The organism is Rariglobus hedericola (assembly GCF_007559335.1).
Lineage (GTDB): Bacteria > Verrucomicrobiota > Verrucomicrobiia > Opitutales > Opitutaceae > Rariglobus > Rariglobus hedericola.
Genome location: NZ_VMBG01000002.1, coordinates 497,801 through 512,315, shown reverse-complemented (window position 1 = coordinate 512,315; position 14,515 = coordinate 497,801). Strand labels below are relative to the sequence as shown.

The 14,515-nt window shown below is 57.2% G+C and carries 11 protein-coding genes and 1 tRNA gene; 2 read left to right on the top strand and 10 right to left on the bottom strand.

Annotation, left to right across the window (positions count from 1 at the left end; translation table 11 throughout):
- Positions 1-89: 89 nt before the first annotated feature.
- On the top strand, positions 90-863 hold the full coding sequence (locus FPL22_RS12475; protein WP_144230746.1) for a PEP-CTERM sorting domain-containing protein: 774 nt from the start codon (positions 90-92) through the stop codon (positions 861-863).
- Between the two features lie 35 nt (positions 864-898).
- Here the strand turns inward: FPL22_RS12475 and clpB are convergent, their stop codons facing one another.
- Both clpB and FPL22_RS12465 read right to left on the bottom strand, forming a co-directional pair.
- Positions 899-3,481 (bottom strand): ATP-dependent chaperone ClpB, encoded by a 2,583-nt coding sequence (clpB, locus tag FPL22_RS12470; protein WP_144230745.1) that lies wholly within the window; start codon positions 3,479-3,481, stop codon positions 899-901.
- Between the two features lie 146 nt (positions 3,482-3,627).
- Positions 3,628-4,377 (bottom strand): DUF72 domain-containing protein, encoded by a 750-nt coding sequence (locus FPL22_RS12465; protein WP_144230744.1) that lies wholly within the window; start codon positions 4,375-4,377, stop codon positions 3,628-3,630.
- A 185-nt stretch (positions 4,378-4,562) separates the two neighbouring features.
- Between FPL22_RS12465 and FPL22_RS12460 the strand changes: the two genes are divergently transcribed.
- Positions 4,563-5,015: a hypothetical protein gene (locus tag FPL22_RS12460; RefSeq protein ID WP_144230743.1), complete on the top strand. Its 453-nt coding sequence runs from the start codon at positions 4,563-4,565 to the stop codon at positions 5,013-5,015.
- A 44-nt stretch (positions 5,016-5,059) separates the two neighbouring features.
- On the opposite strand, the gene FPL22_RS12455 is transcribed toward FPL22_RS12460, so the two are convergent.
- The 8 genes from FPL22_RS12455 to FPL22_RS12420 all read right to left on the bottom strand — a co-directional run bounded on the left by FPL22_RS12455 (position 5,060) and on the right by FPL22_RS12420 (position 14,417).
- Entirely contained in the window at positions 5,060-6,142 is a 1,083-nt protein-coding gene (locus tag FPL22_RS12455; RefSeq protein ID WP_144230742.1) for an NAD(P)-dependent alcohol dehydrogenase, read from the bottom strand.
- A gap of 164 nt (positions 6,143-6,306) precedes the next feature.
- Positions 6,307-7,035 carry an energy transducer TonB gene (locus FPL22_RS12450; RefSeq protein ID WP_162525296.1) on the bottom strand — a complete coding sequence of 243 codons (729 nt, stop codon included), beginning with the start codon at positions 7,033-7,035 and terminating at the stop codon, positions 6,307-6,309.
- A 127-nt stretch (positions 7,036-7,162) separates the two neighbouring features.
- Positions 7,163-7,239: transfer RNA gene (locus tag FPL22_RS12445), tRNA-Val, on the bottom strand.
- 65 nt (positions 7,240-7,304) lie between these two features.
- Positions 7,305-8,291, bottom strand: a complete 987-nt coding sequence (locus FPL22_RS12440; RefSeq protein ID WP_162525295.1) for a DNA/RNA non-specific endonuclease — start codon at positions 8,289-8,291, stop codon at positions 7,305-7,307.
- Between the two features lie 232 nt (positions 8,292-8,523).
- Complete coding sequence (gene nth, locus FPL22_RS12435; protein ID WP_144230739.1) at positions 8,524-9,201, bottom strand: endonuclease III; 678 nt, start codon at positions 9,199-9,201, stop codon at positions 8,524-8,526.
- 94 nt (positions 9,202-9,295) lie between these two features.
- Complete coding sequence (locus FPL22_RS12430; protein ID WP_144230738.1) at positions 9,296-10,126, bottom strand: prepilin-type N-terminal cleavage/methylation domain-containing protein; 831 nt, start codon at positions 10,124-10,126, stop codon at positions 9,296-9,298.
- Positions 10,127-10,302: 176 nt separating this feature from the next.
- Complete coding sequence (locus FPL22_RS12425) at positions 10,303-11,103, bottom strand: hypothetical protein (RefSeq protein WP_144230737.1); 801 nt, start codon at positions 11,101-11,103, stop codon at positions 10,303-10,305.
- A complete protein-coding gene (locus FPL22_RS12420; RefSeq protein WP_144230736.1) occupies positions 11,079-14,417 on the bottom strand; it encodes a hypothetical protein in 3,339 nt (1,112 codons plus the stop codon). The genes FPL22_RS12425 and FPL22_RS12420 overlap by 25 nt, the downstream gene beginning before the upstream one ends.
- Between the last annotated feature and the right edge of the window lie 98 nt (positions 14,418-14,515).

The window sequence follows — 14,515 nt, the reverse complement described above, 5'->3', positions numbered from 1 at the left end:
GAGGCATCGTTCAACAGTTAAACAATCGCGTTCGTTGAGGTCGAGCGTGAAGCCCCGTTGCGTCGGTTTAACCAAGGTTTACTCCCCCCATGAAACTCTACTCCTGCCTCCTGCTCGCCCTTGCCAGTGTCGTCACCTCCTCGCTCACGGCTGCGACCTACACGTTCGATACAGCCGCTGATTACACCAGCAACTTCACCGCTGGTTTCACTCCGGGCACATCGATAGCATGGAGCAACACGAGTCCCTACGGTAACCACGTGGCAAAATTCGACGCCGCTACCAACTCAGGGTATTCAATTTTGAACTCAGCGGCGGCCGGCACCAGCTACACCCTCAAGGCGGATGTCGCCTTCAACGGGGCATTTACGGCCACCTCTTCGAGTTTTGGATTTTTAACCAATATCGGGACGAACAATGGCTACACGGCGGTCTTCCGCTTCACCGGTGCCAACACCGCCGACTTCCGTGTCTTCGAAGGCACCAGCGCCACCACCGGTGCCATCGGCACCCAGGTAAACTCCCTCCAGACGTTCACCCTTGGAGGACCCGCGACTTGGTCCAACACCACGTATTACACGCTCAATCTGGACGTGCTCAACACAGGCTCGTCCATTTCATTTACCGGATCGATTCTCACCACGGGCGGCACTGTTCTCGGCACCTTCGGCACCTACACCGAGACCACTCCTTTAAGCGTCTCCAACACCATCGTAGGCTTCCGCATGGGCGTAAATTCGCAAGAAACCGTGCGCATGGATAACTTTTCCGTGACTGCCATTCCCGAGCCCTCCACCTACGCGTTGATCGGCGGTGCTGGAGTGCTCGGCCTCGCTCTGTGCACGCGCCGCAAGCGTGCCTGAGCAATCCGTCTCGGTTCACTCAGGCACGAACGTTATTACGCGATAACCAGCTCGTCGCCCTGCACCTTGAAGGTGACTTCGGCGCCGTCCTTCACTTCGCCGCCGATGAGGGCGCGGGCGAGCTTCGTCTCGATCTGGCGTTGTAGGAAACGCTTGAGCGGACGCGCTCCGTAAACCGGATCGTAGCCTTTCTCGCCGACCCAAGCCTTGGCCGTTTTGTCGAGCATCACGGTGACGCGGCGATCGAGCAGGCGCTTGTTCAAATCGGCCAGCAACAGATCCACGATGCGGGTGATTTCTTCGAGCGTGAGCGGCTTGAAGAGGATCGTCTCGTCGATGCGGTTGAGGAACTCCGGGCGGAACGCCTTGCGCACTTCGGCCATGACCGACTCGCGCACGCTTTCCGGAATCACGTCGGTGGTGACACCTTCGATCAGGTAACGCGAACCGAGGTTCGACGTGAGGATGATCACCGTGTTTTTGAAATCGATGGTGCGGCCCTGCGAATCGGTGATGCGTCCGTCGTCGAGCACTTGCAGCAGGATGTTGAACACATCCGGATGCGCCTTCTCGATTTCGTCGAACAGGATCACGGCGTAGGGCTTGCGACGCACAGCTTCGGTGAGCTGGCCGCCTTCGTCGTAACCAATGTAGCCGGGAGGCGCGCCGACCAGACGAGAGACGCTGTGCTTCTCCATGTATTCGGACATGTCGATGCGCACGAGCGCGGCTTCGCTGTCGAAGAGCGTCTCGGCCAGCGTCTTCGCGAGTTCGGTTTTGCCGACACCCGTCGGGCCGAGGAACAGGAAACTGCCGACGGGGCGGCGCGGGTCTTTGATACCGGCGCGGGCGCGCAGGATGGCGTCGGTCGCAAGCGTCACCGCTTCGTCCTGGCCGATCACGCGCTCATGCAGCACCTCGCCAAGGCGAAGGAGTTTTTCCTTTTCGCCTTCGACAAAACGCGTCACCGGCACGCCGCTCCATTTGGAAACGATTTCGGCAATCTCTTCCGCGGACACCTCTTCCTTGAAGAGTTCAGTCTTTGCAGCGGTGGTCTCGGATTTCTTCAGCTCGGCTTCGAGCTGCGGGATCTTGCCGTGGCGGAGTTCGGCCAGCTTGTTGAGGTCGTAGTTGCGCTCGGCTTTTTCCAACTCGATACGCGCGGCGTCGAGTTGCTCGCGCACGGCGCGCACGGCGTTGACGGAGTCTTTTTCTTTGTCCCACTTCGCCTTCAGGCCGGCGGCTTGCGAACGGGCGTCAGCGAGTTCTTTGCGCAAGGATTCGAGGCGATGCTTGGAGGCGTCGTCTTTCTCGAGCTTGAGCGCGGCTTCCTCGATTTCGAGTTGGAGCACGCGGCGCTGGAGCGCGTCGAGTTCCTGCGGAGCCGAGTCCATCTCGGTGCGGATCATCGCGCAGGCTTCGTCCATGAGGTCGATTGCCTTGTCGGGCAGGAATCGGTCGCTGATGTAGCGGTTGGATAGCGTCACGGCGGCGACAAGCGCGTTGTCTTGGATGCGCACACCGTGGTGAAGTTCGAAACGTTCACGGATGCCGCGCAGGATGGAGATCGCGTCTTCAACGGACGGCGGCTCAACCATGACGGGCTGGAAACGGCGCTCGAGCGCGGCGTCTTTCTCGATGTGCTGGCGGTATTCGTCGAGCGTGGTCGCGCCGATACAGTGGAGTTCGCCGCGCGCGAGCATGGGCTTGAGGAGATTGCCGGCGTCCATCGCGCCGTCGCTCTTGCCGGCGCCGACGATGGTGTGGAGTTCGTCGATAAAGAGAATGATGCGGCCATCGGCCTGCTTCACTTCGTTGAGCACGGCCTTGAGGCGCTCTTCGAATTCGCCGCGGTATTTCGCGCCGGCGACGAGCGCGCCCATGTCGAGGGAGAAGATCGTCTTGTCCTTGAGGCCCTCGGGCACGTCGCCGCGCACGATGCGCTGCGCGAGACCCTCGACGATGGCGGTCTTGCCGACGCCGGGTTCGCCGATGAGGACGGGGTTGTTTTTGGTTTTGCGCGAAAGGATGCGCACGGTGCGGCGGATCTCGTCGTCGCGGCCGATGACGGGATCCATTTTGCCCTTCTTCGCGAGCTCGACGAGGTCGATGCCGTATTTGGTCAGCGCGGCGTAGGTCGTCTCGGGATTGTCGGTGGTGACGCGTTGTGCGCCGCGGAGATCTTTGAGGGACTTGAGGACTTTCGTGCGCTCGATGCCGAAGGATTTGAAATAGTTTTTAAGCGCGTCGGGTTTCGCGACGTCGAGCAGACCGAGGAAAAGATGTTCGACGGAAACGAAATCATCTTTGAGCGATTTGGCTTCGGCCTCGGCGCGGGTGAGGACTTCGTTGACCGACTGGGTGACGTAAACTTTCGATGTGTCCACGCTGCCGGAGACTTTGGGCAGGCGGTCGAGTTCGCGCTCGGCGGCGAGTTGCAGGGCGCTGGTGGTAAGCCCGAGCTTCTCGACGAGCGCGGGCACGATGCCGTTCTCCTGCGCGAGCAAGGCGTGGAGCAGATGCCAGGTCTCCACCTCATTGTGACTGCGACGACGCGCCTCGGCTTGGGCGTCGGTCACGGCCTGGCGGGACATCTGGGTGAGTTGATTAGAATCCATATAATTCATCTTCGCACACACCGGACCACTTCACAACGGGGTGTTTACCTAGGGCAAACGATACAAGCCGCGGCCACGCTGGGCCATAAGCGCCAGCGGGTGTGCCACCAACGACACAACTTGACTCAACGCACTTCCCGACGCCTTCAAACTCTGCCTCGTTTACGCAGCAAAAGCTTTTCCATCCTCAACGCATTCTTGATGGCATAGCCATCACGGTCGTTGTTGAAGAAAATCCACACCTCGCGCGCTCCGCTGCCCCGGATCTTGTCGGCCCACTTCGACAGCTCCGCGTCAGAGTAATCGTGACGATACCATTTCGGCCTTCCGTGAAACCGGATATAAAGGATATCCGAAGTCTTTACCAATTCCTCCGGCAGACGTGGTCCGCTGACCGAACAAAAAATCAGGCCGGCTTTCTCAAAGGCGCGATACACCGATTTTCGCCACCAGCTTTTGTGTCGGAATTCGATGGCGTTGCGAAAGGCCGAATCCAGCTGCGTCACCAAGGTCTTCAAACGCGACGGCGTGTAACGGTAACTGGGTGGAAACTGAAAAAGGAAACAGCCCATCTTTTTCCCCAAGGTCTCTGCGATGGTGTAGAATTCCCGCACGAGTTTCTTGGTCCCGATCATCCGCTTCTCGTGGGTGATCGTCTGGTTGACCTTTATCGCATAGCGAAAATCCGGAGACGCGTTGCGCCGCCAATTCTTGACCGTGGCCGGCTTGGGCCAGCGATAAAACGGAGCGTTGAGTTCCACCGTCTTGAAAACACCGGTGTAATGCTTGAACCACCGGTGGGTCGGAAGCTCCTCGGGATAAAACGTCTTTTTCCAATGCCAGTAATACCAACCCGAGCAGCCGATGTGAGATTCAACAGGTTTGGGCGACGCCATGAATACCCAGACAGGCGAAAAAAGGGAAAGGAACCCGCTTCAGCCCATCGGCGTTTTTACCGGCCGCTGAAAGTTTTTCCCTATGCCGCATGCGTGGGTCGACCCGATTACGGACGGGCGGAAAATGTCTACAATCAACAGACAAATCTCAGCATGTTGTGAAGAAAGACTCTCTCCAAATCTACTTGCACGATCATCTTGCGGGCGCGGCGCTCGCCATCGATATGCTAAAGAGATTTAGCGATGCCCGGCGGCATGATCCTCTCGGTGAATTTGCGGCCGAGCTCCTCGTGGAGATCGAGGAGGATCACCAACAACTGAAGCAACTGGCGTCACGGGTGGAGACTCGCTCGGCCGGCTTCAAAAAGTGGACGGCGCGAGTGATGGAAAAATTAAGCCGCCTGAAACTTCGCAGCAGAAAATCCAACGACCTCGGCGCGTTTGAAACGCTGGAGGCGCTCTGTCTTGGCATTTTCGGAAAAGCCGCGCTGTGGACGGCGCTGGCTTCCGTAAATGACCCGCGGCTCGGCGGTCTGCATTACCCCACACTCATCCGCCGGGCTCATCAGCAGCACCGGCGCGTCGAGCAGATGCGCCTGCAACTGGCGCAATCTGCGTTGGCGCGCGGCGCATCCTGATCCTCGCCAGAGGCAAAGCGGTCAGAAGGCAGGAGGTAAGCCGATCAGCTCTCGTTTTTGAGGGACGCCATGTCGATCGAGAAGCGGTATTTCACATCGCCTTTGAGCAGGCGGTCGTAGGCTTCGTTGATCTTCTGGATCGGGATGATTTCGACGTCGGCGGTGATGTTGTGCTCGCCGCAGAAATCGAGCATCTCCTGCGTTTCCGCGATGCTGCCAATCGGCGAACCCGAAAGGCTCTTGCGTCCCATCAACAACGAGAATGCGGCCACCGCCAGTGGTTTTTCGGGCGCGCCGACGAGCGTGAGATTTCCCTCGGGCGCGAGCAGCGCGAGGTAGGCGTTGATGTCGTGATCGGCGGAGACGCAATCGAGGATGAAGTCGAAGGAGCCGGCGTGGGCCTTCATCTCGTCGGCATTCTTGGAGATCACGACTTCGTGCGCACCGAGACGGATGGCGTCGTCTTTTTTGCCGTTCGAGGTGGTGAACACCACGACATGCGCTCCCAGCGCGCGGGCGAATTTCACACCCATGTGACCGAGTCCGCCGATGCCCACGATGCCGACCTTTTTGCCCGGGCCGACTTTCCAATAGCGCAGCGGTGAATAGGTCGTGATGCCGGCGCAGAGCAGCGGTGCGACTGCCGCCAGCGGGAGGTTGGTCGGAACGCGCAACGCGAAGTGTTCATTGACCACGATGCTCTCCGAGTAGCCGCCCTGCGTGGGTGTGCCGAGCACCGGCTCGGTGCCGCCGTAGGTGCCGATCTGCGTGGGCGAATACTGCTCTTTGCCCGCTTTGCAGAACGGACAGTTGGCGAGATCCGCGCCCACCATGCAACCCACGCCCGCGAGGTCGCCGGCTTTCATCTTGGTGACCTTGGGGCCGACCTTGGTCACGCGGCCGACGATCTCGTGGCCGGGCACGCACGGATACGACGCGGGCATGGCGCTACTCCATTCGTTGCGCGAGAAATGAAGGTCGGAGTGGCAGACGCCGCAGAAGAGAATCTCGATCTGCACATCGAGGTCGCCGGGCTCGCGGCGTTGGATGGTGTCGGGCTTGAACGGCGCGGTCGCGCTGGAAACGGAGTAAGCTTTGGCGGAATAAGATGCGGGCTTGGAGGACATAGATCGATGCGTGTGGACGAGTTCGGTTTCTGAGAAGGCAATAAATACTGCGCTTGAGTCGTTTTAGCTACCCACCGGGCACTCTTTTTGAAACGAAGCGGCTGCTTTTGTTCGTCGCTACGTAAAAAAGGCCCTCCCGCATCAACAACCTTGCTGCGACTCATTCAATCCACCTGCGTGCGAAACGTCACTTGATTGATGCCCGCCGAGCCCGCCGGGGGAACACCGAGATCACGCAACCGGCGAAACGCCGCTAGCACCGAGGCATCAAACTCGGGGTTGCCCGAGGTTTTAAGAATCCGCACATCACCAATCGCGCCATCGGCCTTGAGCATAAACTCCACGCGCACCTGTAAACCCTCGCCCAACCCCGCCGGTTTCTCATGCGCCGTGCGCAACTTGCCGAGCAGCCGCTGGAGATAGGAATCCACCTGCGCCGCATCGACCGCCGGCGGTGCACTCCGACTCGCAGCATCCGTCGCCAGGACTTCATCCAGATTGATTCGGGCGGACGATGGAGCCACCGGTGCTGGCCGCGCGACAACCGCAGATCGCGGATGCTGACGCATGTGCTCGGTGAGCGTCGTCGGGCGATTTTGCGGTCGTGCCGGTGTCGCGTGAGTGCGGACCTCGGGACGTGAAGGCGTCACGCTCGTTTCAGCCACATCCGGAACCGACGGCGGCGGCGCAGGCCGCACCACCACCGGCACCGGCGTAAAGCTTACCCCCAACGTAGTCGGCGCCCCATTGGGCATCGCCGTAGAATCCGAAACCGATGTCGACGGCGGCACTTGAAAAATCACGAGCGGCTCCGGCTCTGCATCGCGCTGCGCCCACCAGATCCACAGCAACACCACGCCCGCCACGGATGCATGGAGCAGGGACGAAAACACCCAGGGACGTGAAGCACGTGCAAACATCTTGGTTATACTTCGATGAACCACAGCCCCACCTCGACCACAAGTCGCCGATCACCGTTTACAAAAAAACCACCTCCGCAGAGGTGGCCTTAATAAAGAATGGTGGACTCAACTGGACTCGAACCAGTGACCCCCTGCGTGTGAAGCAGGTGCTCTAACCAACTGAGCTATGAGTCCCAAAGGTTGGGCACGTTGGGGAACGCCCCCCGGCAAATCAACATCGTTTTCTGAAGACCGCATATTCACGGCCCCGCCGTCTCGGTCAGCCATCCCAGCCACCGTTCGTCGGCCCGCAGCTCCAACGCGTCATTCCCGCCCAGTTTCGGCATGAAATTAAGCCCCGTGATCTCCTCGATCTTGCGGATGGGCACCACGAACGCGTCCAGATCCGCCGGCGTCAGATCCGTGCGATGCGGCACGAGAAACCCCACTGCCACCAGGCGCCCCTCCCGCCTGGCGATCACCACCTTGAAAAAGTGCGTCGGTATCGGCAGCCCGACGCCGTCCCGACCCGTCGTATACAGCAACCGGTTCATCGGCACCGGCCCTTTCGGGTCCAAATTATAAACCGGTCCGCTGATCACCGAAACCCCGCCCATTCGCGCCGCCCACTCGATGCAGTTGTCCTCCAGCTTCGCCCAGATCGGCGCGTTGTTGCGCTGCATCTGCGGGACCACGTTGGCCAACGAAAACGACTCCGCCTGCGACTGCAGCCCCTGCTCCGGCTCGCCCAGCGATTTCATCTCGGCGTTCGACGCAAGATGACCGCGCGTGATTTTCTCCGCCCCCTTTTCACCCACCGGAATTTCCGGCGGATTCGCCTGGGTGAAACTTTCGTTGGTCGCGAACTGCCATTTGCGTTTCAACGACTGCCCGGCCACCTGCGCATCCGGCATGAACTCGTCATTCGCCCGGCTCCAGTCACCCCGTTTGCGGCCCCGATATTTCAAGACCGAATCCGCGCGATCAACATGCGCCACCCACACCGGATAACGCCTCGCCACATCGTAGTTGGAAACATAATACAAATAACGCGCCAGCACCAGCGTGCGCCCCGCCGGAAGACGCAGCTCCGGCATGCCGCCAAACCGATTCACTTCATCGGCTGTCCACTGCAACGCCGTCCACTTGTCCGCCGCGCCCGGCTGCGAATGCACCATCCGCGTCTCCGCGGAAACACTGGCCATCGACACAATCCAAACGATTGCAGCGCACGCGAAGCCCTTCATGTGCGGCCACCGGCCGGACAACGCAAAGCACTCTACCGGCCCGCGCCGCGCGACCATTATCCACCATCGGAGGTAACCTCTCATCAGGGTGACCTACGACGCGCAGCCGACAAAAAAGAAACGCTCGCCGCGTATCTTTTATAAAATGCCAGCAACCTACAAAATCCACTGCAAGGACGCGGCATTTACACCGCGAAAAACCGCAAATCAGCCGCCTTTAAACTGCGTTTGTTTAAGTTTTCTTCACGCGCACCGCACGGCGACGTTCCGGAAATAATTCCCTGCAAATCATACACACCGTGCCGTCACATCCGCGCGCCGTGCAATGCTCGCGACCATAGTAAATGATTCGCAGATGAAGCGCGTTCCAATGGCCCTCGGGGAAGAGCTTTTTCAAATCACGCTCGGTCTGCTCCACATTTTTTCCGCTCGAAAGTTTCCACCGCTGAGCCAACCGGTGGATGTGCGTGTCGACCGGAAATGCCGGCACTCCGAACGCCTGCGACATCACCACCGAAGCCGTCTTGTGTCCCACGCCCGGCAACGCCTCCAACTCCGCAAACGTGTGCGGCACTTCTCCGCCGTGGTTCTCGAGCAACAACTCCGACAGCCGCCGGATGGCCTGCGCTTTCCGCGGAGCCAGTCCGCACGGCCGCACATGCGTGTCGATCTCGGCAACCGACAACTTCACCATGTCGCGCGGATTATCCGCCTTCGCGAAAAGCCCCGGCGTCTGCAAATTCACACGCTTGTCGGTGCACTGCGCCGACAGCAGCACCGCGATCAACAGCGTGTAAGGACTGCTATGATCCAGCGGAATCGGCGTCTCCGGATAAAGCGCCGCAAGACGCCGATCCACGTAAGCCGCCCGCAAGATCGGAGTAGAAAAAACTGAAGAGGTTAAGGCCATCGCGATACCCAAGATTGCATCCACACCTGTATGCGGTGCGACCTCATTTCAAACCTCTTGGCCCTAAAACACGCGCGGCATATCCGGGCGCGGATCAAAGATCCTGACGCCAGACGATCCGATCCGGATTGGCTCCTTTTTCCGCAGCCGTCCCGCCGTGTGTCACAATCTGCGCACCCGTTAACGTCCGCACGCTGCCATCAAAAAAACCGATGGCTGCTTTTCCCTTTTCGCCGCCTCGCTCAGCACTGGTTCCATTGCGGTTGTAAGGTCCCGTTGAGGCGGGGCTGGATATCTCATTGATATGACCATAAGGCACACCGCTTTGCAGAGCTTGGCTAAAATGCGGCGTTTCCGCAAACATCACAGTGCGCGAGGGCTCCGCCAATGTGCGTGAATTAGCCACGAAGTAAGTGGTGCCACTCCCTCGATTAGATGAACGCGGCGGGGCATAACAGGTAAACGCCGCCCAGCGGTTCGCCGCGACGGTATCTTCGGCCAGAGGAGACACCCAGATGGAGTTATCACCGAGCTTGGGCAGTGCACCCGTGGCATGCAGCTCAGCCAACGTCTTCTGCCCGATATAGGGCGGCAGTGCGTTCCACCACGGCAACACGGGGATATCTGCGGAAAACACCTCCATCGAATCCACAATCGACTCACCACCGGCCAATGCTGGCCCGCGCCAAGGGATGTAACCCTTGTGGTCCTGCATATGCAGCATGTTAGCCACGGTCCATTGCCGCACATTGCTCACATTCGTGGAATACTTGGCGGCCTTCCGCACACTTCCGATCACCGGAAACAAAATCGCCGCCAGAATGCCGATGATCGCGATCACCGTAAGCAACTCGATCAACGTAAACGCCCCAGCAGAATTACGCCGTGCGCAATCCGAACAATGCCCCGTGTAGTGCTTTTTCATTACAGCCACATAATAGCATTGGGCAAGCCAACCACCAACGGCTGCTACGTTAAGATTAGGCTAAGTTTACACCCATTCATCTGCTCATAACGCTTTCATGTGAGCACCAAACCCGCACTCAAAAGGCACCCTCATTGAGCTTTGAAGGGAGTTAATCCCCCACTGTCAGAACCCGTTCAAGGACTAAGCAGTGCAGTGCGCAGGCCCTTCTCTTCCACCGGCAATCGATCCACCAAGCATCGAGCATCAGGTAGTGCATCGCTGGTATTGGAATACGGAAATAAAACCCAAATCCGCCGCTGAGTTTCACCCAAAACCCATCTGTCACCACTTACCACATTCTGAAACTCAGGCTCAACCCGCGCAATCTTGACCGCAATTCTCCCATTTTCCGCTTTGTAGGGTTCGCTCACACCTCGAGTGATTTTAACCGTTGCTGAATTAACCTGCCCCACAAATTCACGCCCCGAAGCATTAACTATGACCATGGAGCCGGCCGGAACCTTGGTTACAGACATATCCATGGGGAAGACTTCACACTGAATCCCATCAGCAGCGGGGGCCGAGCGGGGAAAGAACAACAATACAGCGTTCTTCATTCCGTTCGGTATCGAGCATATAGCCACTGGTTTGATTCCAAGCTGTGGCTCAGGAGCAGAGGGATTAAGGCGCTTCGCTGCGGCAATTAACTCCAGTTCCTTAGTCAGCTGCACCTCATCATAAAATTTGATCTGCTGATCGCCCTTATAGGCATTAACATCGGAAAGAGTTACGCTGTAAAACTTTAACGGCGTAACCTTGGAGGAGTTACCCACCCGATAAGCTAGTCCCTTAAAGGTGCGCGTGCCAAAGACCGTAAATTTCAATTCAACCTGTGCTGGCACGGGGATGGAAGATTTGGTCTCTGCCCGCAGAACGGACACGCCCAAACCCATTAAAACAACCAAGGAAATTAAATGTCTGCTGATGATAGCCATCGGAATGATATGATTTTAAAACGTCGTCCAAAAGGTTGGTTTGGCTGAGAAATATCGTCGCCCGAATCAACTGTCTCGGGAAATCGCTGCACCGTAGCCTCACCCCAAGCAGTAGCATCTACGGTGCCAGTAATAGGGTTGATGACCTCCCCGTAGGTCCTCACCAAAAACGTGTCTGAACGTGCTTTCATGTAAGGAGCCAGCGCAGTGATCACATCCGCCTGCGTCAGAGTTAGCGTGCTAAACCCGGGCTGTGCATTGTTAAACGCCTTCCAATTTGCATCCACCGTAACTTCAGTCGCATTCATCCCCGCCTTTTTGATCGCCGCTTCCAGCAAACTACCATCCGCCGGGTCGGTTAGATCTGGTTCGGAGAGGAAGTCCTGCAAATTGACAAAGGGCCCCTTTGAATCAAAACGAGCTCTAATACGGCCGACAATCCCTTCGGCCAGCAGTTCGATTTGATCCACCGTCAGGTGCTGGCGATTGGTGCCGTGCTTGCCCGATGTAGTAAATATGCCCGTTTCACCGGAAAATCCATTGCTCGTTGCTGAGTCATTGAATCCACGCACGCCCACCCTGAAAGCCGATGTCTGCGTGAACTGGCGTCGGTTGGTGTTGGATGAAGATACCGTCTGCCACTGGAAAACTTCCTGCGCACTTTGCGGCAGTCGGAAGAAGACCGGTGACGGCACCGCCCCCAAACTCGTATCCACGCTGAAAGTCTGGCTCTGGACTGCATTACCATTCTGCGTCCCTGCATTGTTAGAGCTCGCCGATGCCGTGTTATCAATTGAGACCGCAGTAAACGGGGCGGCCGTGGAGAACCTGACACTTGAAAGCACCGCTCTCCACGCAGCGATGCTCGTGGAGTTGATGTTGAACCCGCCAGCCTGCAGCAAATAGCGCGAAGAAAGCGCGGTCTTCGTGGCATCTGCATCCGAGCGCAGCGTCGCCACATCAGGCGCATTTACTGGAGTTAAATTCCAGTTAGGTAGAGGCTCGACTCCCAGCGTGGGCCTATTTCCGGTTAAAGGAATTCCTGAGAAGAAAAACCGATCAAAAATTACATTGGTCGCCGTGCCACCCCACGAATTACCAATCGCGTAGGGGCGCTTATCTTTAACCTTCAGATGCTGTAATTCTCCCGCCGAAAGAATGGGTAAGCGCGGCAATTCGAAGAGCGACACATCGTTGTAAGTGCTCATGCCCGTGGCCGCCGTGCCCTGAACACGGTAGAGAAGATTCGAGACAAGGACGGTGCCGTTGGAAATCGATGTCGTGACTGGACTTTGGGCCGAATAGATGAGCGGAGCCGATGACGTCTCGGAATCCGTTCCAAAAGGAATCAGCAGAGGCGAATCACTCGCCACGATCTCTGCCTGATCGATCAGCTCGGCACGTGGATCATACTCCTTAAGCCATTCACGGGCGGAAGAGTAGCCACGGGGTTGATTTATCCGGAAGGTAAACCCAAAGCGCCAGACAGGCTTCTGGTATCCCGTTGGCGGAGTAGCTGGATCGTTCGGCGGTGCAGATGATACCTGTTCGTCGTAAACTGCTTTATAAGTTGAAACAACCGTTCCGTTCAATTTTAGCCGGACCGTGATAGTAGACTCGGGGATTGTTATACTCGGATATTGGTTTCCCGTTACCGGCGCGGGGACCGTCTGATCGTTCCAATTACTGGTCAGAGTATTATTGTAAAAACCTAGAACCGAGCTCGTTCCGCCTGAAGGAGTCACCCAAGAATAAACTCGGCCCGGAAACCAAGTCGCCAGTTCGCCCAGCGATCCATAACTGCCGTTGTAACGAGCGGTATCACTGAAAGGAAAAGTCACCCCACCTGAACTTGCCGAAACCCTGGATTGGTTTAAGTTAACAGGAACTCCGTCGGCAGTGATCGTTGGCAGATCAACATCAAGGCTCAAAACATCACTTGTAGAGGGCGCAAATGCCGTCGAATACGGATTCCAGAGTGTCACGTAAATGCGTGATTGAACGGCAAGATTCGTGGACGAAGCCGGGTTGCCCGTCCCGCTTCTGGCCACCGAAAACTGCAAATAAAAATTTGCAAGCACAGGTGCCACACTAAAGCCGATTTCCGGAAGCCCCGGTGCCGCATTACTTGGAACAGCCATCATCTTATAACGGCGGCGCGGAGAATCGACGCTGGTTATCGCCAGTAAAGGTGCCGTTGACCCCGCTATAGACGTGCCACCGGGCGTCTCCATATACTTGGTTGTAGGATCATACCGGCCGTCGTGATTCGCATAGGCTTTGAATGCCGTCCCCAGATCATCCGGTTTGAGCGAAAGGTCATGCATAAGCCCGCGATACGCGCTGCTAGCAGGAAATGTGTTCGCAAGAACCGAAAACGCGCTACCCGTAAAATCGTGGTAACGGTCTTTCATAAAGTCAGGCATCTCGATCGACCCTGACTTCGCTACCAGCGCAAATTGCGGCTGGGACAAAATATTCCGCTGAAAGCTGGTTGACTGAGGATCAAAGCCCTCAAGCCGCACTGCGGGCAAATTAGAAGTCGCTGCCGTGGTCCGGAAATAGCTGGGACTTGAGCCTATTTGCTGACGGATACGCTGACGCTGAGTAAGCGTATCCCAAGGAGCATAAGTGACTTCAGTCGAACGATCAGGCAGACCAAGAGAGGCTTTTACGCCTTCGTCGCCCACCCAATAAGCGTAACGACCAATCGTTACCTCAGAACCAGCCGCAAACCCCGGAGGGCTCGCCTTAATGGCCACCGCCGGAACTACCACAGCCCCATTTGTAATATTATTAACACTGAGATCGCTCATACGAGCCGTGGCAGGCCCTAAAAGCCTTACGCGACCTGCATCACTAGCCGTCAAAGCAGTATCAGGACTAGCCGACGTGCGGTTAAGATTAGTGGCAGCATTTACGCTCAAAGCTGAAGTTTCATTTCCGCTCACCAGCCATGTTAAAGGCGTCTTGGAATTACTATCCGAGTCCCATACCCCAGTGAACCAAGGGTTAGTCACGGTTGAACCGGTAATATTAGCCTGCGCAGTCACCCGCGCATCTGGCCCTGCATATTTCTGCAATTGGCCAATAGCTATATTCATAGCCATCATCGCATTTTGGCGAGCCTGCGCGAGCATCTGACTATTGGCAGCAACCTGCGTTTCTACGCGCGTCAGGGCCGCCAACGAAACCAGCAGGAGCACTAAAAACGCCAATAACGTAACAGTGATGAGAAGCGCAAACCCACGGTTCTTTTTAACCGAAAGGTGCCGACCGGCAGAATGAAACTTGAATGAAAAGGACGAAGACACTGTAGCAGAATAAGCACGAACCAGACTGGTTCGGACCGTCAGGATAATCCTGTTAAGATCTGCTCAACCGGCAACCCGCGAGCGTGACGTTTGAGTGA

Excerpts from the sequence above, each read along its gene's own strand:
- FPL22_RS12475 (WP_144230746.1), top strand. The coding sequence starts at position 90 with ATGAAACTCTACTCCTGCCTCCTGCTCGCCCTTGCCAGTGTCGTCACC.
- clpB (WP_144230745.1), bottom strand. The coding sequence starts at position 3,481 with ATGGATTCTAATCAACTCACCCAGATGTCCCGCCAGGCCGTGACCGAC.
- FPL22_RS12465 (WP_144230744.1), bottom strand. The coding sequence starts at position 4,377 with ATGGCGTCGCCCAAACCTGTTGAATCTCACATCGGCTGCTCGGGTTGG.
- FPL22_RS12455 (WP_144230742.1), bottom strand. The coding sequence starts at position 6,142 with ATGTCCTCCAAGCCCGCATCTTATTCCGCCAAAGCTTACTCCGTTTCC.
- FPL22_RS12440 (WP_162525295.1), bottom strand. The coding sequence starts at position 8,291 with ATGAAGGGCTTCGCGTGCGCTGCAATCGTTTGGATTGTGTCGATGGCC.
- nth (WP_144230739.1), bottom strand. The coding sequence starts at position 9,201 with ATGGCCTTAACCTCTTCAGTTTTTTCTACTCCGATCTTGCGGGCGGCT.
- FPL22_RS12430 (WP_144230738.1), bottom strand. The coding sequence starts at position 10,126 with ATGAAAAAGCACTACACGGGGCATTGTTCGGATTGCGCACGGCGTAAT.
- FPL22_RS12425 (WP_144230737.1), bottom strand. The coding sequence starts at position 11,103 with ATGGCTATCATCAGCAGACATTTAATTTCCTTGGTTGTTTTAATGGGT.